Source organism: Pseudomonas sp. RC2C2 (assembly GCF_018390435.1).
Taxonomy (GTDB): domain Bacteria; phylum Pseudomonadota; class Gammaproteobacteria; order Pseudomonadales; family Pseudomonadaceae; genus Aquipseudomonas; species Aquipseudomonas donghuensis.
Window position 1 is genome coordinate 3075582 of sequence record NZ_JAHBAX010000001.1, and the last position, 23701, is coordinate 3099282.

Consider the following 23701-nt stretch of genomic DNA (forward strand, 5'->3'; position numbering starts at 1 on the left):
GTGATCAGGGCATTGGCGCTGCTGCGCAGCCCATCGCCGGCGAGGCCGGCTCCCACACTGGACCGTGTACACCTGACCTGTGGGAGCTGGCTTTGCCAGCGATGCAAGGCGCAGCCTTGCTAATACTGGTACCACTTCAATTCCAGCATCACCTCGTTCTGCGCCGACGCCAACTTGCTGAAGTCGCGGCTGGCACTGAGCCGCAGGCCCAGATCGCGGGACAATTCCCACTGCTGGTTCAAGCTCAGGCTACGCCGCACCTCGCCGTTGGTGAAGTAGTCGGCCTTGGCCTCGACACTCAGGTTGCCCAGCGGATTGCGCCACAGCAGCCCGGTGTTGAACCCCGCTGCCGGGGCGATGAAACCGGCAAAGTCATTGTTATGCTCGACCCGCACCGTGCCCAGGGCAAAACCAAGCAGGTCATCGGCCAGCTGCCAGGTACCGCCGGCGCCGCCGTTGACGTGGCTGACCAGTACCTCATCGCCATGCTTGCCCAGCACCTGCTCCAGCCCTCCGGCGACCTGCCACGACCAGGGTTGCAGCAAGGCATTGCGCGGGGTCAGCGAGCGGATGGTGGCCAGGTCCAGGCGTTGCACCTGCCAGTCGTTGCCTTCGTACTGGCGCAGCTTGAGCTGAAGGATCTCGATCTGCGCGCCGAGGGGAAAGCCGTAGGCGTTGTCGTTGAGGTCGTGATAGGCCATGCGCAGGCCATACTCGGCATAGGCGCGATCATCGCGGCTACCCAGGCCCAACTGCCAGGTGCGCGACTGATGGCCGTCTTCAGGCAGTCCCGGGCGTTCGATTTCAAGCTCCGGTGGCGGGTTGCGGTTAATCGCCCGCAGCAGCTCGAAGCTGCGTTTGCTGCGTGCCGGGTCGCGCTCCTGGCCGTTGGCCCGGTAACGCTCCAGGCGATAGGCGGCGTCCTGTACCAGGGCCTGGCGCTCGCGCGGCAGGGCGGTGAATTCGGGGCTTTGCAGTTGGGCGGTGTCGGCACTGACCGCCAGCACCTGCTGTTGCTCGCCGGCATCCAGCGGTTTGGCCCGCTCCAGCAGCTCACGTTCGCGTGACGGCCGGTAGTCGATGCGTTCGACCAGGCCGGACTGCTTGACGGCCTTGACCGTGTCGGTGGGAATCGCGGTCAACGGGAACTGCGAGGTCAGGTCCAGGCTCGGGCGTGCCACTTGCAGCAGTTCGAGCAAGCGATAGGAGCAGTTTTCGTCGAAGAAGAAATAGTCGAACTGGATCTGCTTGAGTTCCCAGACATGCTCGACCATGCGCCCGGTTTCTTCCGGGGTCAGGTTCAGCCGGTATTCCCACAGGTCGCGGTTTTCCAGGCTGCGGTACTCGGAGAGCTTTTCCTGGTAGGGCACCAGGGCGAACAGGCCCGGGTAGCCGCCCATCAGGCCCTTCCAGGCATAGAGGATGCTGTTGTCGCTGCCTTCGATATAGGCGCCGAAGTTGATCGCATAGCTGAGCAGGGCGGTTGCGTTGCTCTGCACGTCGGCCTGGTCGATCCGCAACAGGGTGTGGCCGAACATCGACGACGGGCTGTTCAGGTAGGCGGCCGGAAAGATCATCACCGCGCTGTGCGGTGAGACGTCCTTGAACCACTGAGTGTATTCCTGGCAGTCCGGGGTTGGCAGGTCGCTGAGTTGCAACTGCTCGCGCAACCAGCGGGTACGCGCCGGGAACACGCACTGGGCGTGTTTGTTGCCGAGGCTCGCCGGGGCATACAGCGCCTGGACGGTGGCGCGCAGCTCCTGGTCCGGGTGATGGGCGCCGTCTGCGGCGAGAAAGAAGCGCTGGTCGTCGACGTAGCTGCGCCAACCGCCAAGCTTGGCCGTCTCGTAGTGACCGAGGGCGATCCAGTAGCGCTCGGCCGCCAGTTGCTTCAGGCGTGCGTCATCGAATGTAGGGGCAGCATGCAGCGGGGCGCAGGCACAGAGCGCCAGGTAGGCAAGGCGTTTGAGCATGTCGGGCAACTAAGTCTGAATGATGCCGATAGAGGCGGACAACAACCCGCCCCGGTGACGGGGCGGGTGGGCCGAGCTTAAGCCTGGGTGGCGTATTTGGCCAGGCGCGGGTCGCTTTTGAGCACCGCGAGGGTGTTGCTGTGCACGTCTTCAGCCGTGACATCGGCGGTCTTGAAGATGTCCTGGAAGTGTTGATGGGTAACCGCGGCGAAGTGCGCGCGATCTTCCGGGGCAACGCCCAGCACCACGGCATAGGTGGTCAGTGCTTCACCTTGACCCTTGGCCATGTCCTCGGAGAGTTCGTTCATCATACCGTTCATGGCGAACCATGATTTACCGCCATAGGTCAGCGCAGAGTTGGTCGAGCAGCCGTTGGTGCCCGAGGTCATGCCGAAAGTGGCGTTGCCGGACGTGCCGTTGGTGGTGGAGGCCAGGAAGTGGGCCGGTGTCCCGCGTTGGCCCTCGAACAGCATGTTGCCCCAGCCGCAGTCCGGTCCGCCAGGCGCCTGGGCCATGGCATTGAGGGAAACCGCAGTGAACAGAGTACCCAGAAGAATCCGTTTCATAGCATTGTTCTCTTTCTAGAAGTACATACCAAAGGTCAGGGTTGTCTGGCATATCTGTAGGACCAGTTGCCAGGGCGGGTCGGTTATTTACCCAGCCGCGCAGTTTGGAGTTTAGGCACGATCTAAGGGTTGCGTGATTTATTGCGAAAGATTGCCTGAAAATGTTGACGTAGATCGGCTTTTCGCCCCTGCGACAATTCGCAGCGATGAGCCTTGCAAGGCGTACGCGCACGGCGCCAGAATGCTGACATCTGCCCCGCCGAAGTAAGGAAGCCCGATGCCCGATCCTGTCGCTGCGAGCCTGCGTCTTGCGCCCGAAGCCCTGACCCGGCCGTTTTCCGCTGAACAGTTCGCTTTTTCCACCACCAATGATCTGGAGCCTTTTCGCGGTGTGCTTGGCCAGGAGCGTGCGGTTGAAGCCTTGCAGTTCGGCGTCGCCATGCCGCGCCCTGGTTACAACGTATTTGTCATGGGCGAGCCCGGCACTGGCCGTTTCTCGTTCGTCAAACGCTACCTGAAGGCGGAAGGCAAACGCCTGCATACGCCCTCGGACTGGGTTTATGTCAACAACTTCGACGAGCCACGCGAGCCGCGCGCCCTGGAGTTGCCGCCAGGCAGCGCCGGGGCGTTCATCAGCGACATCGGTGGCCTGATCGACAACCTGCTGGCGACTTTCCCGGCGGTCTTCGAGCACCCGTCCTACCAGCAGAAGAAGAGCGCCATCGATCGCGCCTTCAACCAGCGCTACGACCGCGCCCTGGATGTGATCGAGCGCGCCTCACTGGAAAAGGACGTAGCCCTGTACCGCGACAGCAGCAACGTCGCCTTCACCCCGATGGCCGATGGCAAGGCGCTGGACGAAGCCGAATTCGCCCAGTTGCCGGAAGCCGAGCGTGAGCGTTTCCACGACGACATCGCCGCCCTGGAGGAGCGCCTCAACGAAGAGCTGGCGAGCCTGCCGCAATGGAAGCGCGAGTCGAGCAACCAGCTACGCCACCTCAACGAAGAAACCATCACCCTGGCCTTGCAGCCATTGCTGGCGCCGCTGTCTGAAAAGTACGCAGAAAACGCCGCCGTTTGCGCTTATCTGCAGGCCATGCAGGTGTACCTGCTGCGCACCGTGGTCGAGCAATTGGTCGATGACAGCAAGACCGATGCCCAGGCGCGCAAGCTGCTCGAAGAGCAGTACTCGCCAAGCCTGGTGGTCGGCCATCACGCCAGCGGCGGCGCGCCGGTGGTGTTCGAGCCGCACCCGACCTACGACAACCTGTTTGGCCGTATCGAATACAGCACCGACCAGGGGGCGCTGTACACCACGTACCGGCAACTGCGCCCCGGGGCCTTGCACCGGGCCAACGGCGGTTTCCTGATTCTTGAGGCCGAGAAGATGCTCGGCGAGCCGTTTGTCTGGGACGCGCTCAAGCGCGCCCTGCAGTCGCGCAAGCTGAAGATGGAATCGCCCTTGGGCGAGTACGGCCGCCTGGCTACCGTGACCCTCAATCCGCAGATGATCCCGCTGAATATCAAAGTGGTGATCATCGGCGCGCGGCAGCTGTACTACGCCCTGCAGGATCACGATCCGGACTTCCAGGAAATGTTCCGGGTACTGGTCGATTTCGACGAAGACATCCCCATGGTCGACGAGAGCCTGGAGCAGTTCGCCCAGTTGCTCAAGACCCGCACCAGCGAAGAGGGCATGGCGCCGCTGAGCGCTGATGCGGTGGCGCGCCTGGCCACCTACAGCGCGCGCCTGGCCGAGCACCAGGGGCGTTTGTCGGCGCGCATCGGCGACCTGTTCCAACTGGTCAGCGAGGCGGACTTCATCCGCCACCTGGCCAACGACGAAATGACCGACGCCGGGCACATCGAACGTGCCCTCAAGGCCAAGGCCACCCGCACTGGCCGCGTGTCGGCGCGGATTCTCGACGACATGCTGGCCGGCATCATCCTGATCGACACCGACGGTGCCGCGGTGGGCAAGTGCAACGGCCTGACCGTGCTCGAAGTCGGCGATTCGGCATTCGGTATCCCGGCGCGGATTTCCGCCACGGTCTACCCGGGTGGCAGCGGCATCGTCGACATCGAGCGCGAGGTCAACCTTGGTCAGCCGATCCACTCCAAGGGGGTGATGATCCTTACCGGCTACCTGGGCAGCCGTTATGCCCAGGAATTCCCCCTGGCGATCTCGGCGAGTATCGCCCTTGAGCAGTCCTATGGTTACGTCGACGGTGACAGCGCTTCCCTGGGCGAGGCCTGCACGCTGATCTCGGCGTTGTCGAAGACGCCGCTCAAGCAGTGCTTCGCCATTACCGGTTCGATCAACCAGTTCGGTGAAGTGCAAGCGGTGGGTGGGGTCAACGAGAAAATCGAAGGCTTCTTCCGCCTGTGCGAAGCACGTGGCCTGACCGGTGAACAGGGCGCGATCATCCCGCGTGCCAACGTTGCCACGCTGATGCTCGATGAGCGGGTGCTGCAGGCGGTGCGCGCCGGTATGTTCCACGTCTATGCGGTAAGCCAGGCCGACGAGGCCCTGAGCCTGCTGGTCGGTGAGCCTGCCGGTGAACCGGATGAAGAGGGCCAGTTCCCTGAAGGCAGCGTCAACGCCCGGGTGGTGGAGCGCCTGCGGGTCATCGCCGAGATGATCAGTGAAGAGGACCTCAAGGAGGCAGAGAAGGAACATGCCGAGCAGGCCCTGGCGCAGGTAAAAGCTTCTTGAACTGAGTGGTACGAGTCAAAAAAACGGCGCTAAATGGGGTGTGACCATTCGGCGCCGGTTTTTCCACGCCTGGGTGGAATTCTTCTATTCTTCAGATCAGGGACAGTCGTAGGTACAGGAACGAGACAGCCTTCACCTGAGGGCTGAACAAGGGTTTACCGAGGACCTTCGCCATGCCGCGCAGCCTCAGCCTCACCCGTCAATGCCTGGGCCTGGTGACCCGCATTGAATGCAGTATCCGCCCACTGGCCGGTGACAATGGCATGTGGACCTTGCTGTTTGCCGCCGGCATGGCTGGCGAGCAGCCCTCTGCGATCAAGGCCCAAGGGCCGTTTCACGGGCCGTTCGTGGCCGAGTCGGTGCTCAATGCCATTGTCGACAGCCTGACCTTGCACGGTTATCAGCTGGCCGATGATCCGCAGATCTGGTGTGTGCACCTGCAAGCCCAGCTGCGCCGGATCAACGGCGAGCGCGTCCATCACGTCGGCGACTTCCAGTTCCATCCGGAAACCTGAGTCGCAGGCGCCACGCCTGTGGCAGCGTGCCACGGGCTTTTTCTGTCATGGGTGGCTGTTATACTCGCGCTCGCTTTTTTGCCAACCTGACGAGTTTTCAATGGAACGTATTATCGAAAATGCGATGTATGCCTCGCGCTGGCTGCTCGCGCCGATCTATTTTGGTCTGTCGTTGGGCCTGTTGGCGCTGGCACTGAAGTTCTTCCAAGAGATCTTCCACGTCCTGCCCAACGTTTTCGCCCTGGCCGAAGCCGACCTGATCCTGGTGCTGCTGTCGCTGATCGACATGGCCCTGGTCGGTGGTTTGCTGGTGATGGTGATGATTTCCGGTTACGAGAACTTCGTCTCGCAACTGGACATCGACGAGGACAAGGAAAAACTCAGCTGGCTGGGCAAGATGGACTCGTCTTCGCTGAAGATGAAGGTCGCCGCCTCGATCGTGGCGATTTCCTCGATCCACCTGCTGCGGGTGTTCATGGACGCGCGCAACATCGAGCCCCAGTACCTGATGTGGTACGTGATCATCCACATGACCTTCGTGGTCTCGGCCTTTGCCATGGGTTACCTGGACAAGGTCACCAAGCACTGATCAGGCGTTTTGCCCAGTCAACAACCGCCCGTGCGTTGCAAAACGGACGGGCGGTTGCGGTTTTGCCTTGTGCTTTGTGCGCGGCTGTACAGAGAATGAACGGTCACTCGAAGTTCCGGTAACGAGGTATCGCAATGAACCTTCACCAACTGAACACCGAGGCCAGAGCCGGTCATGTCGAAGAGCTCAACCTGATCGCCATCGAGGGCGGTGATTTCATTATCGAGGCACGGGTAAAGGGCCACGCCCATCCGCTCTCGGACACCCATGGGCAGCGCCTGAAAGTGCATTCGGTAGTCGATGCGCAACGCCTGCTCAGCGGTTTGCCAGCGGTGCCAGTGCACCTGGTGCACTGGTCGATGGATGATGAGATGTGCGGCGGTGGCGATGCCGGCGATGGCGACCTGAAAATACCGATGCCACGACGTTCGGCCTGGTAGCTGATCTGCGCCAGCGCAGTGTGCTAGGCTGCTCGCCCTTTTCATAAAGGGCGCGGCTGTCATGCGCCCTGCAGCGGAGCAAGCAAATGTCCGAACTCAACCTGTCTACCGACGAAACTCGCGTCAGCTACGGCATCGGCCGTCAGCTGGGTGGCCAACTGCGTGACAACCCGCCACCAGGCGTAAGCCTGGACGCCATCCTGGCCGGCCTGACCGACGCCTTCAACGGCCAGGACAGCCGCGTCAGCGAAGCCGACCTGTCGGCCAGCTTCAAGGTCATCCGCGAAATCATGCAAGCCGAAGCTGCTGCCAAGGCCGAAGCTGCCGCTGGCGAAGGCAAGGCCTTCCTGGCTGAAAACGCCAAGCGTGACGGCATCACCACCCTGGCTTCGGGCCTGCAGTTCGAAGTACTGACCGCAGGTGAAGGCGCCAAGCCAAGCCGCGACGACAGCGTGCGTACCCACTACCACGGCACCCTGATCGACGGCACCGTGTTCGACAGCTCCTACGAGCGCGGCCAGCCAGCAGAATTCCCGGTCAGCGGCGTGATTGCCGGCTGGACCGAAGCCCTGCAACTGATGAATGCCGGCAGCAAATGGCGCCTGTACGTGCCGAGCGAGCTGGCTTACGGCGCTCAGGGCGTTGGCAGCATCCCGCCGCACAGCGTGCTGGTGTTCGACGTCGAGCTGCTGGACGTTCTGTAAGACGTTCTTTAAGAACGTCAGAGGGCCTTTCGGCCCTCATCGCTGGCAAGCCAGCTCCCACAGGATTCGCTTCACACCGGTCCATTGTGGGAGCCGGCCTTGCCGGCGATGCGGTTTCAGTTCCAATCGGTCCCGCCACCCGGGCGCAACGCCCGCGCATAGCAGAACAGGAACAGGTTCCTCACCAGTTCCTTGAGCACACCCGGCTCACTCGAATTCAAACCATTGAGATCCAGGTCGCCCTGGTCGCGCAGTTCGTCCAGTGCTTCTTCTTCAAGCACGGCACAGACCTCGCCGGTTTCCCGGTGCAGGATGCGCAAGTATGGATGGGGGCGGTCAAGCCAGGCGTCTATCAGATAAGTCATGGCTATTCTCCTTGAAAGCGTTCAATGAGAATAATTCTTATTATCAAAATAGCAAGTGCCTATTGGCGGTTTTTTCCAGGTTGTGGGCTGTCGAGGCCGCAGGGCGGCCCCGAACCCACCAGAATCAGACCTTGCGGACGAATTCAGATTTCAGCTTCATCGGGCCGATGCCATCGATCTTGCAGTCGATGTCGTGGTCGCCATCGCACAGGCGGATGTTCTTGACCTTGGTGCCGACCTTGACCACCAGCGAGGTGCCCTTGACCTTGAGGTCCTTGATCACGGTGATGGTGTCGCCGTCCTGCAGGACGTTGCCCACTGCATCCTTTTTTACCGCCTCATCGCTGGCTGCTTCGGCATCACCGGCAGCCGACCACTCGTGGGCGCACTCGGGGCAGACCAGCTGGGCGCCGTCTTCGTAGGTGTATTCGGAGTTGCATTTGGGGCAGGGTGGCAAAGTGCTCACTAAGGTTCCTCAAGACGTACAGGTACAAAACCTACATTGTATAGGGTTTTGTTGTCGTGGGGCGAATGCAATCGCGGGGCAAGCCCGCTCCCACCGTGTGGGAGCGGGCTTGCCCCGCGATTAGGGAAGTGGCGAATCAGTGCGTGCGGGCGACGGCGAATTCGCTGAGTTCGACCAGTGCGTCGCGGTATTCGCTGGCTGGCAGCACGTCCAGGCAGGCGATGGCGCGGGCCACGTAGTCGCGGGCCAGTTTGGCGGTGTAGTCCAGGGAGCCTGAGGCTTCGACGGCCGCGCGGATGCTCTCGAGGTCTTCGATGCCGCCCTTCTGGATCGCCTGACGCACCAGCGCGGCCTGTTCGGCGGTGCCTTCGCGCATGGTGTAGATCAGCGGCAGGGTCGGCTTGCCTTCGGCCAGGTCGTCACCGACGTTCTTGCCCAGGGTCTGCGCATCGCCCTTGTAGTCGAGCAGGTCGTCGACCAGCTGGAAGGCCACGCCCAAGTGGTCACCGAAGGTGCGCAGGGCTTCGCTCTGTTCCTCGCTCGCCTGGGCCAGGGCCGCGGCGCTGTGGGTCGAGGCCTCGAACAGCATCGCGGTCTTGCCGCGGATGACGTCCATGTAGACTTCTTCGGTGGTGCTGGCGTCGCGCACCTTGGACAACTGCAGGACTTCGCCTTCGGCGATGACCCGGGTGGCCTTGGAGAGGATCTGCATGACCGGCATCGAGCCCAGTTCGACCATCATCTCGAACGAGCGCGAGTACAGGAAGTCACCGACCAGCACGCTTGGCGCGTTGCCCCACAGGGCGTTGGCGGTGGAGCGGCCACGGCGCATGCCGGACATGTCGACGACGTCGTCGTGCAGCAGGGTGGCGGTGTGCAGGAACTCGATGGTGGCGGCCAGCAGGCGCAGGTCGTCGCCTTCGCGGCCCAGGGCCTTGCCGCACAGCAGCACCAGCAGTGGACGCAGGCGCTTGCCGCCAGCCGAGGTAATGTAGTCGCCGATTTTCGATACCAGCGGTACACGCGAAGTCAGCTGTTTCTTGATAATCTCGTCAACGGCGCTGAAGTCGTCCGCTACCGCACGGTAGAAAGCTTGGGGTTGCATCGGCCACAGGTGCTCCATAAAGGTTGCGCGGCATGCTAGGTCGCGGGTCCCGGCGTGTCAAGGCGCGCTGCCCGCGGGTCGGGGGTGGGACTTGCAAGCAAAGCAGGGCTTGCGTACAATCGCGCACCCTGAACTTCCTGGGCAGCACCTGCCTTACGCAATTGCACTGGGCCGTTCCAGCCCTATGCAGCCATGCCAGCCAATACTCTTCCTATAAAGAGCTGGGTGAGCAGGATTATCGGAGAAATACCCATGTACGCAGTAATTGTTACCGGTGGCAAGCAGTACAAAGTCGCCGAAGGTGAATACCTGAAAATCGAAAAACTGGAAATCGCCACTGGCGAATCCGTGACTTTCGACCGCGTTCTGTTGGTTGCCAATGGCGACGACGTGAACATCGGCGCTCCAGTCGTTGCTGGTGCCAAAGTTGTTGCTGAAGTGATCTCCCAAGGTCGTCACGACAAAGTGCGCATCATCAAGTTCCGCCGCCGTAAGCACCACATGAAGCGTATGGGCCACCGCCAGTGGTTCACCGAAATCAAGATCACCGGTATTTCGGCTTAATCGCCTGAATCCATTTCTGGAGAATTGAACCATGGCACACAAAAAAGCTGGTGGTAGTACCCGTAACGGTCGCGACTCAGAAGCCAAACGCCTTGGCGTGAAGATGTATGGCGGCCAGGCTATCATTCCTGGCAACATCATCGTGCGTCAGCGCGGCACCCAATTCCACGCTGGCTACGGCGTTGGCATGGGCAAGGATCACACCCTGTTCGCCAAGATCGCGGGTAAGATCAAGTTCGAAGTAAAAGGCGCCTTCGGTCGTCGTTACGTGAGCGTTGTCGCCGAGTAATCGCGCGAACGCTGGAAAAGCCCTGTCTCGCGACGGGGCTTTTTCGTTTGTGGGGTGAGTCTCTTGCAAAGCTGTTTGTATGGGCTGCCGGCGTGGGTTGTTACTATCGTGACGGGGCCGCCGCGCTCACTTTTGCAAGAGCCTTATGTCTTTGTGTCACTCAGCTCGTCCAGCTGACGAGAGGCGGTTTTTATGAAGTTTGTTGACGAAGTATCGATCCGGGTCAAAGCCGGTGATGGCGGTAACGGTTGCATGAGCTTCCGCCGCGAGAAATTCATCGAGAACGGTGGCCCCAACGGCGGTGATGGTGGCGACGGCGGCTCGGTGTACATGGTTGCCGACGACAACCTCAACACCCTGGTCGACTACCGTTACACCCGTCACTTCGAGGCCCAGCGCGGCTCCAACGGCGGCAGCACCGACTGCACCGGCAAGAAGGGCGACGACCTGATCCTGCGCGTGCCGGTCGGCACCACGGTGATCGACTCCGCCACCCAGGAAGTCATCGGCGACCTGGTCAAGCCGGGCCAGAAGCTGATGGTGGTCCAGGGCGGCTGGCACGGCCTGGGCAACACCCGTTTCAAATCCAGTACCAACCGTGCGCCACGCCAGACCACTCCGGGCAAACCGGGTGAGCAGCGTGACCTGAAACTGGAAATGAAAGTACTGGCCGACGTCGGTCTGCTGGGCCTGCCGAATGCCGGCAAGAGTACCTTCATCCGCTCGGTATCGGCCGCCAAGCCGAAAGTCGCCGACTACCCGTTCACCACCCTGGTGCCGAACCTGGGTGTGGTCAGTGTCGACCGCTGGAAGAGCTTCGTCATCGCCGACATTCCCGGCCTGATCGAAGGTGCCTCCGACGGCGCCGGCCTGGGTATCCGCTTCCTCAAGCACCTGGCGCGTACCCGCCTGCTGCTGCACCTTGTCGACCTCGCGCCGCTGGATGAAAGCAGCAGCGCCGATGCCGCCGAAGTCATCGTCAACGAGCTGACCCGCTTCAGCCCGTCGCTGGCCGAGCGTGACCGCTGGCTGGTGCTGAACAAGACCGACATGCTGATGGACGACGAGCGTGACGAGCGGGTCAAGGAAGTGGTCGAGCGCCTGCAGTGGGAAGGCCCGGTCTACGTGATCTCGGCGATCTCCAAGCAGGGCACCGAGCAGCTCAGTCGCGACATCATGCGCTACCTCGAAGACCGCGCCGACCGCCTGGCCAACGACCCGGCCTACGCCGAAGAGCTGGCTGAGCTTGACCAGCGCATCGAAGACGAAGCCCGTGCTCAGCTGCAGGCCCTGGACGACGCCCGCGCCCTGCGCCGCAGCGGCGTCAAGAGCGTGCACGACATCGGCGACGACGATGACGATGATTGGGACGAGGACGACGAAGACGGCCCGGAAATCATTTACGTGCGCGACTGATTCGTTGCAGTACACTAAACGCCGCTCTCAGGAGCGGCGTTTTGGTATCTAAAGATCTGAATAGGTTGGAAGAAGATGCGGAGCAAGGTGACGGGTGCGCAGCGCTGGGTCGTGAAAATCGGCAGTGCCCTGCTGACAGCAGATGGCAAGGGCCTGGATCGCGCGGCCATGGGTGTCTGGGTCGAGCAGATGGTGGCGTTGCATGAGGCGGGTGTCGAGTTGGTGTTGGTGTCGTCCGGGGCGGTTGCCGCCGGGATGAGCCGTTTGGGCTGGACCAAGCGACCGAGTGCGATGAACGAGCTGCAGGCCGCGGCCTCGATCGGCCAGATGGGCCTGGTGCAGGCCTGGGAATCGAGCTTTGCCGAGCATGGCCGGCACACCGCGCAGATCCTCCTGACCCACGACGACCTGTCGGACCGCAAGCGCTACCTCAATGCCCGCAGCACCCTGCGCACCCTGGTGGAACTGGGTGTGGTGCCGGTGATCAACGAGAACGACACGGTGGTTACCGACGAGATCCGCTTCGGCGACAACGACACCCTGGCGGCGCTGGTGGCCAACCTGGTGGAGGCCGACCTGCTGGTGATCCTCACCGACCGCGACGGCATGTTCGATGCCGACCCGCGCAACAACCCTGATGCGCGGCTCATCTACGAAGCCCGTGCCGACGATCCGAGCCTCGATGCCGTGGCCGGTGGCACCGGTGGCGCCCTGGGCCGTGGCGGCATGCAGACCAAGCTGCGTGCCGCGCGCCTGGCAGCGCGTTCCGGTGCCCACACGATCATCGTCGGTGGCCGCCTGGAGCGCGTGCTCGACCGCCTCAAGGCGGGCGAACGCCTGGGCACCCTGCTGTCGCCTGAGCGCGGCATGCTCGCCGCGCGCAAGCAGTGGCTGGCTGGCCACCTGCAAACTCGCGGTACCCTGGTGCTCGACGATGGCGCAGTGAAGGCCCTGCGCAAGGACAACAAGAGCCTGTTGCCGGTCGGTGTGAAGACCGTGCAGGGCAGCTTCCGGCGTGGCGAGATGGTGGTCTGCGTTGGTCCGGATGGCCTCGAAGTCGCCCGCGGCCTTGCCAACTACAGCGCCCTGGAAGCACAAAAAATCATTGGCCAGCCGTCCGACGCGATCGAGGCCCTGCTGGGCTACATCGCCGAGCCGGAGCTGGTGCACCGCGACAACCTGATTCTGGTCTGAGGAAATACGTGTGTTCAAAGGGATGATTGCAGCGGCGCTGCTGGCGTTGCCGGTACTGGCGTCGGCCGAGGAGATTGGCCAGGTATCGACGGTGTTCAAGATCGTCGGGCCGAATGACCGCATCGTTGTCGAGGCGTTTGACGACCCGAAGGTCGAGGGCGTGACCTGCTACCTGTCGCGGGCCAAGACTGGCGGTCTGAAAGGCGGCCTGGGCCTGGCTGAAGACCGCGCCGAGGCGTCGATCGCCTGCCGTCAGGTCGGGCCGATTCGCTTCAAGGAGCAGCTCAAGGACGGTGACGAGGTGTTCAAGGAGCGTACCTCGCTGGTGTTCAAGACCATGCAGGTGGTGCGCTTTCTCGACAAGAAGCGCAATACCCTGGTCTATCTGGTGTACTCGGATCGTGTGATCGAAGGCAGTCCGCAGAACGCGGTAACGGCGATTCCGATCCTGCCGTGGGCTCAGTAAAACCGAGTTGAATGCATCGCTGGCAAGCCAGCTCCCACAAGGACCACCGTGATCCCTGTGGGAGCCGGCCTTGCCGGCGATGGGGCCTGAAAGGCCCCTGGAGAGGCCTCAAGCCGAAGCTTCTTCCTCTTCTACCCGCACCACCGCCTTCTCCACATCACGGCGGCTGATGTACTTCCAGTCCGCCTCGTCGATGTAGATGCCGTTCGGCCCACTGCCGCCTTCCAGGTCGATGGCGACATGCGCCGAAACCTGCGGCTTGACGCTCGCCAGAATCGGTACGAAGCCCAGCTGCAAGCTGGTTTCCAGCAGCGCTGCCTGGTTGCGTTCGTCGATGTCGGCCGCCTCGTCCAGGTAGTACGGCAGGCGCACGCGACCGGCCAGGTCGCGGTCCATCAGGTGCAGCAACAGGTACATGTTGGTCAGCGCCTTGATGGTCATGGTGGTGCCGTTGGACGCCGCACCGTCGATGTCGGTGTGGATCACCGGCTGGCCACCGACCTTGGTGATCTCGAAGGCCAGTTCGAACAGGTCCTTCAGGCCCAGCTGGTTGTGGTTGGCCGCCACCAGCCGCGCCAGGTACTCCTTGGCCTCTTCGTTCTTGTTGTCCTGCTCCGCGCTCTGGCTCAGGTCGAACACCGACAGGGTTTCGCCTTCCTCGTACTGGCCGGCGCTGTGGATGATCTGGTCGATGTGCTTGAGCGCTTCCTTGTTCGGCGCCAGGACGATGCGAAAGCTCTGCAGGTTGGACACCTGGCGCTTGTTGATCTCGCGGTTGAACAGCGCCAGCTGGTGCTCGAGGCTGTCGTAGTCGCTGCGGATGTTGCGCAGGGTCCGGGCGATATCGGTGACCGCGGCGCGGCGTGCCTTGCCCAGAGTCAGGGCTTCTTCGGTGCGGTGCGAGTAGGCGTTGATCAGCAGCTGCAGGCGGCGTTCCATGTCGTCTTCGCTGTCGAACTTGGCCACGCCCTTGAGGCGTACCTGGGCGTACAGCGCTTCGATCTGGCCATCGACCCGCAGCAGGCCCTGCCAGCTGTCCTGGTAGTCGTTGAGCAGCGGCAGCAGGTTGTCCATGCTGTCGTCGACCGGCTCCATGAACGGCGTGCCGAACGGCAGGTCGGCGGGCAGCAGCTGGCGACGGCGCAGGGCGTCGTCGAGCGTGCGCTGCTTGGCTTCCATGTCGGCGATCTGGCGGCCGACCAGTTGCAGCTTGGCCGACAGTTGCTGGACGCGTTCGGTGAAGGCGTCGCTGGAGCGCTTGAGCTCGTCCTGGGCGGCTTCCATCTGCGCCAGCTGTTCGAGCTTGTCGCCTTCTTCGGCGGACAGGGTCTCGCTGCGGCGGAAGTCTTCCAGGGCCTTCTGCGCATCCAGTACCTGCTGGTACAGGGCTTCGGTCTGGGTCTTGCTCGCAGCGCGGTCGGCGGCCACGGCCTGTTGGGTCTTGAGCTGCTTGAGCTCTTTCTCCAGGCGTTCCTTCTGGTCACGCAGGGCGGCGCGGTCGGCCAGGGCCTGCAGGGCAGGGGGCTCGATGTGCGAGAGGTCGATGGACAGGCCCGGGGCTTCGAAGCGCTCGCCCTTGAAGCCGTCGAGCACCGCTTCCAGGGATTTGACCCAGACATCACTGTCGTCCAGCTCGATGCCGCGCTCGCCCAGCGGCAGACTGAACAGCGCGCCGTTGAACAGGCGCATCAGGCGCTCGACGTCCTGCTGCGAGAACTCTTCACGCAGGCGTGCATAACTGTTGTTGTCGGCATGATCGAGTTGCTGCTTGACCGACTTCAGGCGTTTTTCCAGCTCGCGCAGACGCTCTTCGAGGTCTTCGGCGCTGAACTGGCGCGACTGCGCCAGGGCGCCGGCGAGTTCGTCGTGGGCGTCCTTGGCGGCCAGCAGTTGCTGTTCCAGGACCTTGACGTCGTCGACCAGGGCGAAGCGGTGCTTGAGCACCGACAGCTCACCGAGCCAGCGTTGCACGCCAGTGATCTCGCGCTCCAGGCGCATCAGCTCCTGGGTGCCGCCACGCTGGTCGTTCTGCAGGCTGTCCTGTTCGTTTTTATAGTGCTCGGCCTGGATCACCAGTTCTTCTTTGCGCGTGCTGGCGTAGTCCTGCCAAGTACCGAGCAGCGAGTCGAGCAGTGGCGACAGGCGATGCAGCTTGCCGCGCAGGATGTCGCGCTGGGCCACGCCGTTGGCCAGGGCCTCGACCAGCGGGCCGGCGGCGACCAGCGAGTTGTAGTCCTGCTCCATGCGCCGTACGTCGCGGAAGGCCTCTTCGCAGGCGGCGATGTAGTCGACGCTGCCCGAACGCAGGCTGTGCTCGAAGGCATCGAGGAACAGCTGCTTGAGCTTGGCTGCGGTGATCTCGCGCATGTGCAGCAGGTTGATGAACAGGGCGCGGAAGGTTTTCAGGCTCTGTTCGCTGGTGGAGCGCAGCGGGATCAGGGTCAGGTCCAGCGGGATCGAGGTGTGGCCGCCGACCAGCAACCGGCGCAGCTCGTCAGGCTTGAGCTCATAGGCTTTCAGGCCGTTGCGCTCGAGGTTGCTGAACAGCTCTTTCTGGCGCAGGCAGGTGTCGTTCTTCTGGTAGTGGGCCAGGTCCAGCTCGCCGGCATAGGCGAAGAACTGGTGACCGAAGCCACCCCCCGGGCCGCGGCCGACCACGCCGATCACGTGCGGGCCGTGGGGCAGGTTGACCTCGCAGAGGATGTAGCTGGTGTCGCTGGCAAAGTAGAAGCGCCGCGACTGCTCCAGGCTGTACTTGCCGAAGCTCATGTCGGACATGCGCGCCAGGATCGGGAACTGCAGGGCGTTGATCGAGGCACTCTTGCCCAAGTTGTTGGCACCGTAGACCGACAATGGGTGTTCCAGGGGGAACAGACCCAGGCTGTAGCCGGCGGTGTTGAGCAGTGCGAAGCGGCGAATGCCGTAGCGTTCCTGGCTCATGCGTCAATCTCCTGTTGCTCTTGCGCAATGGCTCGGGCCAAGGCGTCTTCTTCGCTTTCTTCGAACGGGCTGAGGTCGAGCGGGTCGTCGGTACGGTTCAGCTCTTCCGGGCTCTCTTCCTCGACCAGCACCGGCGTTGGCAGCGGCAGGGCGCTGTGCAGGCTGGCGGCCAGGTCGCGGTCCTGCTGGACCGACAGGCAGACGTCGAGGAAGCGGTGCATCGGCGGCAGGAAGCGGTAGATGCCGTTCTCTTCGTGGGCAAAGCCGAGCTGGGTCATGCGGCGCATGATCTTTTCTTCCAGCTCGTCCGGGGTCTGCACTTCGGCCTGGATGAACAGGTCGCGGTACTTTTCCAGCAGCGAAGGCAGTTCGTCGCGGCCAAGGCTGCCGCCGTCGAGCACCGACATCGGGTCGCGGCCCTGGTCGGCCAGGTGTTCGACCAGGATGAAGGTGAACAGCGACAGGCGCTGGGCGGTCTTGTTGACCTGGGCGGCGGCCAGGTCCGGGACGAAGTAGTAGAAGCCACGGGTGTCGCACACCAGTTCAAAGCCCAGGGCCTTGAACAGGCCGCGGTACTGGTCCTGGAAGTTCGACAGTTGGGCGTACAGCTCCGGGTCGCGGCGGCTGATGTGGAAGCCCTTGAACAGCTCGCGGAAGATCGGTGCGAGCTGGGACAGTTCGGAAAGATCAAGATGCATGGGCAGGGCTCGCAGTTGGCTCAGGCGATGGTTCGCGGCTCGATGTCAGAGCGAAGGAACGCAGGCTGACCAGGTGTTCGCGGGTGGTGTATTCACGGCGCTCGAGGCGCTCGCGGGCAAAGCGTTTTTCCCGCGACAGGCGCGAGAACCAGTACAGCAGCTCGTCGGTGGCGCCTTCGGGCTCCTGGTCGAGCAGCCAGACCATCAGGTCCGGCAGCGGCAGGGCGTCCTCGCAGCGTTCGAGCATTTCCTTGACCGTGCGCGGTGCGCGCGGTGCGTCGCCCTTGTGGCTTTTGTGGGCCTTGGGGAACTGCGCAGGCTTGGGCTCGAAACGGGCCAGGGCATAGACATAGGCTTCGACCTGGCTGGCGCTGCCGAGGAAGGTGCTCTGCGGGCGGGTGAACAGCGGCATGGCCGCCTGCGGCACGGCATCGAGGCCCTTGCGGCGGATCACCGACAGGGCCAGGGCGGCGCCACGGGTCACGGCGTTGTGGCGGCGCGCTTCTTCACGCAGCGGCAGCAGCAGTTCGCGGGCATGGCGCAGGGTCAACTGGGCGCTGGTCTGCATCTCGAGGATGCGCGCATGGGTACGCAGGAGCATGTCGTCGTCGACCAGATGGCCGAGGCGCGCCTGCTCGCCGAGCAAGCGCAGCAGCACGGTCTCGACCTTGCGCACGCCTTGCTCGAAGGCGCCGTCGGCGTTGACCAGCTGGATCATCGGTTCGACATATTCGTCCCAGGTCGCCAGGACTTCGGCGTAACGCTGGCGCAGGGGGATCTGCCGGTCGCTGGTCTTGGCTCGTTCGGCCACGGCGACCAGCGCCTGTTCGTCGTTGTCGAGCTTCTTCAGGACGTCGCGCACGCGCATGTCGAGCAGGCGCAGCTGGCGCGCCAGGTCGTTGCCGTCGCGAATCTCGAAGGCGTCCTGGATATGCCCGGCCAGGCGCTCGAGGTGGCGCAGGTAGGCTTCGATCTCCAGGCACAGGCCCAGGCGGTGCTCACGGCGCAGGTAGGCAAGAAAGTCATGGATCTGGGCGTTGAGCTCGAAACGGTTCGGGCTTTTGGCCACCGGCACCAGGATATCCAGGCGGATCCACACGTCGAGCAGGCTGGTGATGTCCTGGGGGGTACTCTCCAACTGCTGGGTGGCCAGTTGCTGGCGCAGTTCGGCCAGGCTCAGGGTGCCCCCGTCGAAGCGCTCGCACAACGGCTCGAGCAGGGCCCAGTGTTCGGCTAGGGCGCGCAGGACGCGCTTGGGTTCGATCATTGGCGGGTCGACTCGTTGCCAAATAAAAGCGCCGATTGTACTGCATCAGACGCCTGTCGATTCACCCCCTGATCGCTTGATCCTGCTGTCGAGCGGTTTTCTGCCGATCAACAGCGGCGCCAAACGGCGAACAACGTTAGAATATCGCCCCTGACTTATCCACAGATGGCCGATCCTTCTTGTTAATCGAGTCCCGCCGCCGCGCTTACCTCAACGCCATGCAAGTGGTGCACTGGCTGCCGCGTGCCGAACTGCCGTTCGCTGCACCGTCGCGCCCGGAGCTGTTGTTGCCGGTGGCGGCGCTGGAGGAACCGGCGTTCGAGCCGCAGGAGCAGGCGCCTGTTGCCGCTGCCGTAGCAGCGAGCGCGCCGGTAGCACGCACCGTTGAGCGACCGAAGATCGAGATCCCGCGCCCGGGCAGCATGCCGAAAGTGGCGGCCAAAGCAGTGGAAGAGGCCGAGAAGGCGCCAGTGCCGGCCAGGCCGGCCCCGGTGCCGCCTCCACGCTTTGCCCTGCAACTGCTGCGCGCCGGCCATTGCCTGCTGCTGGTGGAGCTTGCCACCGGCGAGCCATTCCAGAGCCGCGACCCCTCCTATCTGTTGCTCAAGGACATGCTGCGCGCCGCCGGCCTGCCGGACAGCCCGCAGATCATCGGCGAGCCGGTGCGCTGGCCGTTGCTGGTGCGCGGCAACCTCGATCAGGGGCCGCAGGCGGCGACCGATTTCGTCCAGGGCTTTATCCAGGCCCGGCTTGAAGAAGCGCCGTGCGTCTGCCTGTGGCTGATCGGCCTGCCTGCCGTGCGTTTTGCCGGCGAGGCCGACGCCGATGCTTATTACCGCGAGTTGCCGGTTGAAGGGCTGGGCGCTGCCTGGGCCTTGCCGGGGCTCGAACTGTTGATGGACGAGCCGCAGCGCAAGGCGCACGTCTGGCAAGCCATGCGCCGGCTGATGGCGCGCTGGAAACCAAGTGATGAGTGACACGATCAGCTTCCGCCGGATGACCGAGGCGGATCTGGATGCCGTACTGAAGATCGAATACGCCGCCTTCAGCCACCCCTGGACCCGCGGGATCTTCCTCGACGGTCTCAAGTCCTATGAAATCTGGCTGATGTTCGAAGGCGAGCAGCAGGTCGGCCATGGCGTGATCAACGTGATCATCGACGAGGCGCACCTGCTCAATATCACCGTCAAGCCGGAAAGCCAGGGTCGCGGCCTGGGCCTGCGCCTGCTGGAGGAGCTGATGAGGCGCGCCTATGCGCTCAACGGTCGTGAGTGTTTCCTCGAAGTGCGTGCCAGCAACCAGTCGGCCTATCGCCTGTACGAGCGCTACGGCTTCAATGAAATCGGCCGCCGGCGTGATTACTACCCGGTTGCTGGCGGTCGCGAAGACGCCCTGGTCATGGCCTGCACCCTGTTCGAGTAAGGGGTCAGCGCTCCGGCTTGCCGTCCAGCGGGTCGCGGCGTGCCAGCTCTGCTTCATCCAGGCCTTTGCCGCCGCCGATGTCACCTTGGTCGACTACGCTCAGGTCCCAGTCCGCAGGGTGATTTGCTCCCGGCTCGTTGGCGGAGCGGGCGCCGTCTTCGGGGATCAGGGTTTCCGGCTCGAGGTCATCGTCGGTTGGGTCGAAACCGACATCAACGTTGGGGGTATCCTCGTCAAAGTGCAATTCTTCAACCGAGCCCATGGGGTCTTCGTCTTCGTCTTCATCGCTCGGGGCGGGCTGCGGGGCGTGAAGCGGGCGGTGTTTCTGGCTCATGGTCGATCCTCCTGCAGAGGGGCCTAAACGGTTGACCTGCCGTTTGCCGGAAGATTCAAAGGCGTGACCTGAACAGGCCGGCGCCTGTCACAGGATGGGCATCAACCATGAGGCTTGAACATGCACGATCTACAAGAACTGATTGATAACAACGCGCGCTGGGCCGATGCGATCAAGCAGGAAGATCCGGATTTCTTCGCCAAGCTGGCGCGTCAGCAGACACCGGAGTTCCTCTGGATCGGGTGTTCGGACGCCCGGGTACCGGCCAACGAGATCGTCGGCATGCTGCCGGGCGACCTGTTCGTTCACCGCAACGTTGCCAACGTGGTGCTGCACACTGACCTGAACTGCCTGTCGGTGATCCAGTACGCGGTGGACGTGCTCAAGGTCAAGCACATCCTGGTTACCGGCCATTACGGTTGCGGCGGGGTGCGGGCATCCATGCAGGATCGTCAGCTGGGCCTGATTGATGGCTGGCTGCGTTCGATTCGCGACCTGTACTACGAAAACCGCGTGGAGCTGGCCAAGCTGCCGACCGAGGAAGAGCGGGTGGACCGCCTGTGCGAGCTGAACGTGATCCAGCAGGTGGCCAATGTCGGCCATACCACTATCGTTCAGAATGCCTGGCACCGCGGGCAGAGCCTGTCGGTGCATGGCTGCATCTACGGCATCAAGGATGGGCGCTGGAAGAGCTTGAACGCGACTATCAGTGGCCTGGACCAGCTGCCGCCGCAGTACCGGTTGCGTCCGCAGGACTGAGCCTATCGCGGGGCGGCCAATCGCTGGCAAGCCAGCTCCCACAGGATCTGTATGAACCGGTCCATGTGGGAGCGGGCTTGCCCCGCGATGGATACCCCTCAAGCTTTCTGCAAGTCACGCAACGTGCGCGTCACCTCCCCGGTATTGCACTTGGCACTGGCCTGCTCCGGGGTCATGTTGCGAATCGTGCGGAAATACAGCTCGCACGTCTGCTTCTTCGCTGTCACCTGCCACTTCTGCGTACAGGCACCCAGGGTGGCCTTGGCATCCGCCGCCGGGTTGCGGCCCATGCCCGACTGCCAGCAGGCGGCGCTCAAGTCCTGGCCCATCATCTTCAGCCCGGCCTGATCGGCTTTGTCCTGGTCGCCGTTATAGTTGGTTTTATCCGCCGCATACCAGATCGCGCTCGGGTGGTTGGCACCCAGCACCGACACCTTTTGCCCGGGCGTCGGGCTGATAGTCGCCAGGCCCAGAACGTAGAGCTTGGGCCCATACTGCTGCTCGATCCAGCTGCGCACCGGCGAACCGAAGGCAACCATTGGCAAGGATGCGCCATTGCCGGTTCGGGTCACCTCCTTGACCATCTGCACCTGATAGTCCTTGAAGTAGCCATACACGCCTTCAAGGTCTTTGCCGGCGCTGGCTGGCGCCGCGATCGGGGCGATGTCGACGATGGTCTGGTAGGCCGGGGTTTGTTCCGCGGGGATGCCGTTGAAGGTCAGCAGCGTGGCCCAGCGGTCGGTAGTGTTGGAGCGCAGGTAGTCCTGGGCCTGGGTCAGCGAGTAGTCCGGCGGGAAGTGCAAGAGCTGAATGCTGCGGCGATTTTCCAGGGCCATGCCGAGCGGCAGGAACAGGTTCCAGCTGTAGGCCCATTTGCCTTCGCTGTTGAGCTGGTTGGCGCCTTGATAGGCCAGATCGCCGGTAGTGAGCAGCGCTTGCAGGGGTTTGCTGTAGTCGCTTGGCACACCCTGGATGTCAGCATGCAGTTTGTCGTTGTCGCGATTGACCTTCACGGTCGCGGTGGCGTAACCGTCGCGTTGCACGCTCTGGGTCAGGTAGTGCTCTACTGTTCGTTCCAGGCTCCAGTCACGAAAGCAGATGACATTGCAGTTGTTGGGGTAGGCAAACAGCCGGGTCACGCGTTCCTGGCTGCCCAGGTCGATGCGGGTGTCAGCCAGGGCGGCGCTGCTCAAGGTCAGGGCGGCCAGGGCAAAGGTCAATGGAGCAGTCTTGTGCATGATTAACTCCTTGTCAGTTTCTCCCTGCAGTCGGGAGGCTTACCATACTGGAGGAATTTCCCGGGGGTTGGGAAGGGGGGGCAAGCTGATGAATCCGTGGCGTAAGGCTGGTATTGGTGCAGGACTTTTGCTGACAGTGCTGGGCACTGCGCAGGCCGAGGAGCGTGACCTGCATCTGTTTGCCCAGTGGGCGGGCGATCATCAGACCCGGCCCTTTCGCCAGATGCTGGTGGATGCGCGCCTGTATGGGGTGGTGCCAATCCACCAACTGCTGCGCTCGGCCAGTGACTGGCGTCTGTGCAAGGCCGAGCCGTTTGCGGTGGCGCCAGCGGTGCAGTGGCCGGCAGTGCGTTCGACCTTGCAGTTGCTCAAGACCCTGAACGATCAGGGCGTGCTCAAACGCTATGAAGTGGTGTCGGCCTACCGCAACCCAGTGCTCAACCGCTGCGCTGGCGGCGCCGTGGCCAGCGCCCATACCCGCGCCTTTGCGGTCGACTTGCTGTTGCCGGGCTGGGCCGACCCGGCGCCGCTGTGCCGCTTCTGGCAGGCCCACGGCAAGGGCTGGAACATGGGCCTGGGGCGATACCCATCGGGGCGCATTCACATCGACACGGCAGGCTACCGCACCTGGGGGAGCGACTTCAGCAGCGGTTCCTCCTTCTGTGCCCCGGCGATGGCCGGCAAGGCTCAGGCCAGGTGAGCCAGGCAAGCGTGTGATTGCTCGATCACCCATTCGGCGAAGCAGCGGCTTTTGCCATCGTCAAGAATCGCCTGGGGGCTGAGCAGGTAGTAGGCTGATTGATCCTGGATGAAGCCGCGTGGCGCCTGCAGTTGGCCGCTGTCGATTTCGTCCTGGACCATCAAGCGCGAAGCCATGGCTACGCCCAGCCCGGCCGCCGCCGCCTGGATGCACAGGTAAAAGTGCTCGTAATCGGCGCGGCTGCTGCCCTTGGCCGATTCGCCGCTTCGGTGTAGCCAGGTAGCCCAGGCATTGGGCCGCGAAGCACTGTGCAGCAGGCGTTGGCCGGCCAGGCCTGGTTCGGGCAGGGCATGGCCGGCACTGCACACCGGCCCGACCCATTCGTCGCAGATCTTCAGTGCATGCAGGTTGGCATCCCAGCGAAAATCATCGCGGCGCAGGGCCAGGTCGACACCGCTGCGGGCGAAGTCGATCGGCCCGCCGGCCGCCACCAGGTGCAGGTGGATATCCGGGTGGGCGGCATGAAAGGCCGGTAACCGGGGGATCAGCCAGCGCATGGCGATGGTCGGCTCGCACGACAGCACCAGCACGTTCTCCCGCGCCTGTTGCTGCAGGCGGTACACCGCGCCCTCCAGCTGTTCGAACACCGACAGGGTGGTGCCGTGCAGGGCGCGCCCGGCGGCGGTGAGAAAGATCGCCCGGTTGCGCCGCTCGAACAGTTGCACCCCCAGCGACTCTTCCAGCAGGCGTACCTGCCGGCTCACGGCGCCGTGGGTGACATTGAGCAGCTCGGCAGCGCGCACGAAGCTCTGGGTTTGTGCGGCGACGTCGAAATAGCGAAAGGCAGAAAGCGCTGGCAGCTTCATATCTGTGAGAAAAACTAGCGGATTTCACTCACTATAAATCGCTTTTTGCCTTGCCAGAAGCTTTCGATAATGGCCGCGCGCAGACGTATCTGTGCATTGGCCTAGCAGA

At 63.1% G+C, this 23701-nt stretch carries 25 protein-coding genes; 14 read left to right on the forward strand and 11 right to left on the reverse strand.

The genetic code is table 11. The features are described from left to right. Positions 1-119: 119 nt before the first annotated feature. Together KHO53_RS14105 and KHO53_RS14110 are read right to left on the reverse strand one after the other, a co-directional pair. The gene (locus KHO53_RS14105; protein ID WP_213570431.1) at positions 120-1973 is read right to left on the reverse strand and encodes a DUF7840 domain-containing protein; all 1854 of its coding nucleotides are present in this window, start codon (positions 1971-1973) and stop codon (positions 120-122) included. 77 nt (positions 1974-2050) lie between these two features. Beyond that, positions 2051-2539 (reverse strand): DUF3015 domain-containing protein, encoded by a 489-nt coding sequence (locus KHO53_RS14110; RefSeq protein WP_010226385.1) that lies wholly within the window; start codon positions 2537-2539, stop codon positions 2051-2053. Positions 2540-2816: 277 nt separating this feature from the next. On the opposite strand from KHO53_RS14110, the gene KHO53_RS14115 reads away from it, so the two are divergent. From KHO53_RS14115 to bamJ, 5 genes are all read left to right on the forward strand, one after another. Further along, complete coding sequence (locus KHO53_RS14115) at positions 2817-5255, forward strand: Lon protease family protein (protein WP_036993802.1); 2439 nt, start codon at positions 2817-2819, stop codon at positions 5253-5255. 173 nt (positions 5256-5428) lie between these two features. Then, entirely contained in the window at positions 5429-5770 is a 342-nt protein-coding gene (locus KHO53_RS14120; RefSeq protein ID WP_010226382.1) for a PA4575 family protein, read from the forward strand. 100 nt (positions 5771-5870) lie between these two features. Beyond that, positions 5871-6359 carry a TIGR00645 family protein gene (locus tag KHO53_RS14125; protein ID WP_010226381.1) on the forward strand — a complete coding sequence of 163 codons (489 nt, stop codon included), beginning with the start codon at positions 5871-5873 and terminating at the stop codon, positions 6357-6359. 134 nt (positions 6360-6493) lie between these two features. After that, complete coding sequence (locus tag KHO53_RS14130; protein WP_010226380.1) at positions 6494-6799, forward strand: DUF6482 family protein; 306 nt, start codon at positions 6494-6496, stop codon at positions 6797-6799. An 86-nt stretch (positions 6800-6885) separates the two neighbouring features. Next, positions 6886-7503 (forward strand): BamJ family beta-barrel-assembly machinery protein, encoded by a 618-nt coding sequence (gene bamJ, locus KHO53_RS14135; protein ID WP_010226378.1) that lies wholly within the window; start codon positions 6886-6888, stop codon positions 7501-7503. Between the two features lie 116 nt (positions 7504-7619). Here the strand turns inward: bamJ and KHO53_RS14140 are convergent, their stop codons facing one another. The 3 genes from KHO53_RS14140 to KHO53_RS14150 form a co-directional block, all read right to left on the reverse strand. Continuing rightward, positions 7620-7868: a PA4570 family protein gene (locus tag KHO53_RS14140; RefSeq protein ID WP_010226372.1), complete on the reverse strand. Its 249-nt coding sequence runs from the start codon at positions 7866-7868 to the stop codon at positions 7620-7622. 124 nt (positions 7869-7992) lie between these two features. Then, positions 7993-8334 (reverse strand): zinc ribbon domain-containing protein YjdM, encoded by a 342-nt coding sequence (locus KHO53_RS14145; protein ID WP_010226371.1) that lies wholly within the window; start codon positions 8332-8334, stop codon positions 7993-7995. Positions 8335-8470: 136 nt separating this feature from the next. Continuing rightward, complete coding sequence (locus tag KHO53_RS14150) at positions 8471-9439, reverse strand: polyprenyl synthetase family protein (protein WP_010225693.1); 969 nt, start codon at positions 9437-9439, stop codon at positions 8471-8473. Positions 9440-9691: 252 nt separating this feature from the next. Here KHO53_RS14150 and rplU point away from each other — a divergent pair, with 252 nt between their 5' ends. The 5 genes from rplU to KHO53_RS14175 all read left to right on the forward strand — a co-directional run bounded on the left by rplU (position 9692) and on the right by KHO53_RS14175 (position 13368). Then, entirely contained in the window at positions 9692-10003 is a 312-nt protein-coding gene (rplU, locus tag KHO53_RS14155) for a 50S ribosomal protein L21 (RefSeq protein ID WP_010225695.1), read from the forward strand. A 31-nt stretch (positions 10004-10034) separates the two neighbouring features. After that, entirely contained in the window at positions 10035-10292 is a 258-nt protein-coding gene (gene rpmA / locus KHO53_RS14160; RefSeq protein WP_010225698.1) for a 50S ribosomal protein L27, read from the forward strand. 192 nt (positions 10293-10484) lie between these two features. Next, positions 10485-11708 carry an Obg family GTPase CgtA gene (cgtA, locus tag KHO53_RS14165; RefSeq protein ID WP_010225700.1) on the forward strand — a complete coding sequence of 408 codons (1224 nt, stop codon included), beginning with the start codon at positions 10485-10487 and terminating at the stop codon, positions 11706-11708. A 75-nt stretch (positions 11709-11783) separates the two neighbouring features. Further along, complete coding sequence (proB, locus tag KHO53_RS14170; protein WP_213570432.1) at positions 11784-12902, forward strand: glutamate 5-kinase; 1119 nt, start codon at positions 11784-11786, stop codon at positions 12900-12902. A gap of 22 nt (positions 12903-12924) precedes the next feature. Next, entirely contained in the window at positions 12925-13368 is a 444-nt protein-coding gene (locus KHO53_RS14175; protein WP_162471134.1) for a CreA family protein, read from the forward strand. A 108-nt stretch (positions 13369-13476) separates the two neighbouring features. Here KHO53_RS14175 and mksF read toward each other — a convergent pair whose 3' ends face one another. From mksF to mksB, 3 genes are read right to left on the reverse strand one after another with little or no spacing between them, the layout of a single operon-like run. Then, positions 13477-16308, reverse strand: a complete 2832-nt coding sequence (gene mksF / locus KHO53_RS14180) for an Mks condensin complex protein MksF (RefSeq protein ID WP_213570433.1) — start codon at positions 16306-16308, stop codon at positions 13477-13479. Then, positions 16305-17006: an Mks condensin complex protein MksE gene (mksE, locus tag KHO53_RS14185; RefSeq protein ID WP_010225708.1), complete on the reverse strand. Its 702-nt coding sequence runs from the start codon at positions 17004-17006 to the stop codon at positions 16305-16307. Before mksE ends, mksF begins: the two co-directional genes overlap by 4 nt. After that, entirely contained in the window at positions 16996-18273 is a 1278-nt protein-coding gene (gene mksB / locus KHO53_RS14190) for an Mks condensin complex protein MksB (protein ID WP_036993806.1), read from the reverse strand. Before mksB ends, mksE begins: the two co-directional genes overlap by 11 nt. 179 nt (positions 18274-18452) lie before the next feature. Here mksB and KHO53_RS14195 point away from each other — a divergent pair, with 179 nt between their 5' ends. Beyond that, entirely contained in the window at positions 18453-19250 is a 798-nt protein-coding gene (locus KHO53_RS14195) for an energy transducer TonB (RefSeq protein WP_213570434.1), read from the forward strand. Beyond that, positions 19243-19695, forward strand: a complete 453-nt coding sequence (rimI, locus tag KHO53_RS14200) for a ribosomal protein S18-alanine N-acetyltransferase (protein ID WP_036993809.1) — start codon at positions 19243-19245, stop codon at positions 19693-19695. Before KHO53_RS14195 ends, rimI begins: the two co-directional genes overlap by 8 nt. A 4-nt stretch (positions 19696-19699) precedes the next feature. On the opposite strand, the gene KHO53_RS14205 is transcribed toward rimI, so the two are convergent. After that, positions 19700-20029 (reverse strand): hypothetical protein, encoded by a 330-nt coding sequence (locus KHO53_RS14205; protein ID WP_036993810.1) that lies wholly within the window; start codon positions 20027-20029, stop codon positions 19700-19702. 120 nt (positions 20030-20149) lie between these two features. Between KHO53_RS14205 and can the strand changes: the two genes are divergently transcribed. Further along, complete coding sequence (can, locus tag KHO53_RS14210; protein WP_010225713.1) at positions 20150-20788, forward strand: carbonate dehydratase; 639 nt, start codon at positions 20150-20152, stop codon at positions 20786-20788. A 98-nt stretch (positions 20789-20886) separates the two neighbouring features. On the opposite strand, the gene KHO53_RS14215 is transcribed toward can, so the two are convergent. Further along, positions 20887-22026, reverse strand: a complete 1140-nt coding sequence (locus KHO53_RS14215) for a hypothetical protein (protein ID WP_213570435.1) — start codon at positions 22024-22026, stop codon at positions 20887-20889. 88 nt (positions 22027-22114) lie between these two features. Here KHO53_RS14215 and KHO53_RS14220 point away from each other — a divergent pair, with 88 nt between their 5' ends. Further along, positions 22115-22726: a YcbK family protein gene (locus KHO53_RS14220; protein ID WP_026001465.1), complete on the forward strand. Its 612-nt coding sequence runs from the start codon at positions 22115-22117 to the stop codon at positions 22724-22726. Here KHO53_RS14220 and KHO53_RS14225 read toward each other — a convergent pair. Then, a complete protein-coding gene (locus KHO53_RS14225) occupies positions 22714-23592 on the reverse strand; it encodes a LysR substrate-binding domain-containing protein (RefSeq protein ID WP_100781931.1) in 879 nt (292 codons plus the stop codon). The genes KHO53_RS14220 and KHO53_RS14225 overlap by 13 nt on opposite strands. Between the last annotated feature and the right edge of the window lie 109 nt (positions 23593-23701).

Excerpts from the sequence above, each read along its gene's own strand:
- KHO53_RS14105 (WP_213570431.1), bottom strand. The coding sequence starts at position 1,973 with ATGCTCAAACGCCTTGCCTACCTGGCGCTCTGTGCCTGCGCCCCGCTG.
- KHO53_RS14110 (WP_010226385.1), bottom strand. The coding sequence starts at position 2,539 with ATGAAACGGATTCTTCTGGGTACTCTGTTCACTGCGGTTTCCCTCAAT.
- KHO53_RS14115 (WP_036993802.1), top strand. The coding sequence starts at position 2,817 with ATGCCCGATCCTGTCGCTGCGAGCCTGCGTCTTGCGCCCGAAGCCCTG.
- KHO53_RS14120 (WP_010226382.1), top strand. The coding sequence starts at position 5,429 with ATGCCGCGCAGCCTCAGCCTCACCCGTCAATGCCTGGGCCTGGTGACC.
- KHO53_RS14125 (WP_010226381.1), top strand. The coding sequence starts at position 5,871 with ATGGAACGTATTATCGAAAATGCGATGTATGCCTCGCGCTGGCTGCTC.
- KHO53_RS14130 (WP_010226380.1), top strand. The coding sequence starts at position 6,494 with ATGAACCTTCACCAACTGAACACCGAGGCCAGAGCCGGTCATGTCGAA.
- bamJ (WP_010226378.1), top strand. The coding sequence starts at position 6,886 with ATGTCCGAACTCAACCTGTCTACCGACGAAACTCGCGTCAGCTACGGC.
- KHO53_RS14140 (WP_010226372.1), bottom strand. The coding sequence starts at position 7,868 with ATGACTTATCTGATAGACGCCTGGCTTGACCGCCCCCATCCATACTTG.
- KHO53_RS14150 (WP_010225693.1), bottom strand. The coding sequence starts at position 9,439 with ATGCAACCCCAAGCTTTCTACCGTGCGGTAGCGGACGACTTCAGCGCC.
- rplU (WP_010225695.1), top strand. The coding sequence starts at position 9,692 with ATGTACGCAGTAATTGTTACCGGTGGCAAGCAGTACAAAGTCGCCGAA.
- rpmA (WP_010225698.1), top strand. The coding sequence starts at position 10,035 with ATGGCACACAAAAAAGCTGGTGGTAGTACCCGTAACGGTCGCGACTCA.
- cgtA (WP_010225700.1), top strand. The coding sequence starts at position 10,485 with ATGAAGTTTGTTGACGAAGTATCGATCCGGGTCAAAGCCGGTGATGGC.
- proB (WP_213570432.1), top strand. The coding sequence starts at position 11,784 with ATGCGGAGCAAGGTGACGGGTGCGCAGCGCTGGGTCGTGAAAATCGGC.
- KHO53_RS14175 (WP_162471134.1), top strand. The coding sequence starts at position 12,925 with ATGATTGCAGCGGCGCTGCTGGCGTTGCCGGTACTGGCGTCGGCCGAG.
- mksF (WP_213570433.1), bottom strand. The coding sequence starts at position 16,308 with ATGAGCCAGGAACGCTACGGCATTCGCCGCTTCGCACTGCTCAACACC.
- mksE (WP_010225708.1), bottom strand. The coding sequence starts at position 17,006 with ATGCATCTTGATCTTTCCGAACTGTCCCAGCTCGCACCGATCTTCCGC.
- mksB (WP_036993806.1), bottom strand. The coding sequence starts at position 18,273 with ATGATCGAACCCAAGCGCGTCCTGCGCGCCCTAGCCGAACACTGGGCC.
- rimI (WP_036993809.1), top strand. The coding sequence starts at position 19,243 with ATGAGTGACACGATCAGCTTCCGCCGGATGACCGAGGCGGATCTGGAT.
- KHO53_RS14205 (WP_036993810.1), bottom strand. The coding sequence starts at position 20,029 with ATGAGCCAGAAACACCGCCCGCTTCACGCCCCGCAGCCCGCCCCGAGC.
- can (WP_010225713.1), top strand. The coding sequence starts at position 20,150 with ATGCACGATCTACAAGAACTGATTGATAACAACGCGCGCTGGGCCGAT.
- KHO53_RS14215 (WP_213570435.1), bottom strand. The coding sequence starts at position 22,026 with ATGCACAAGACTGCTCCATTGACCTTTGCCCTGGCCGCCCTGACCTTG.
- KHO53_RS14220 (WP_026001465.1), top strand. The coding sequence starts at position 22,115 with ATGAATCCGTGGCGTAAGGCTGGTATTGGTGCAGGACTTTTGCTGACA.
- KHO53_RS14225 (WP_100781931.1), bottom strand. The coding sequence starts at position 23,592 with ATGAAGCTGCCAGCGCTTTCTGCCTTTCGCTATTTCGACGTCGCCGCA.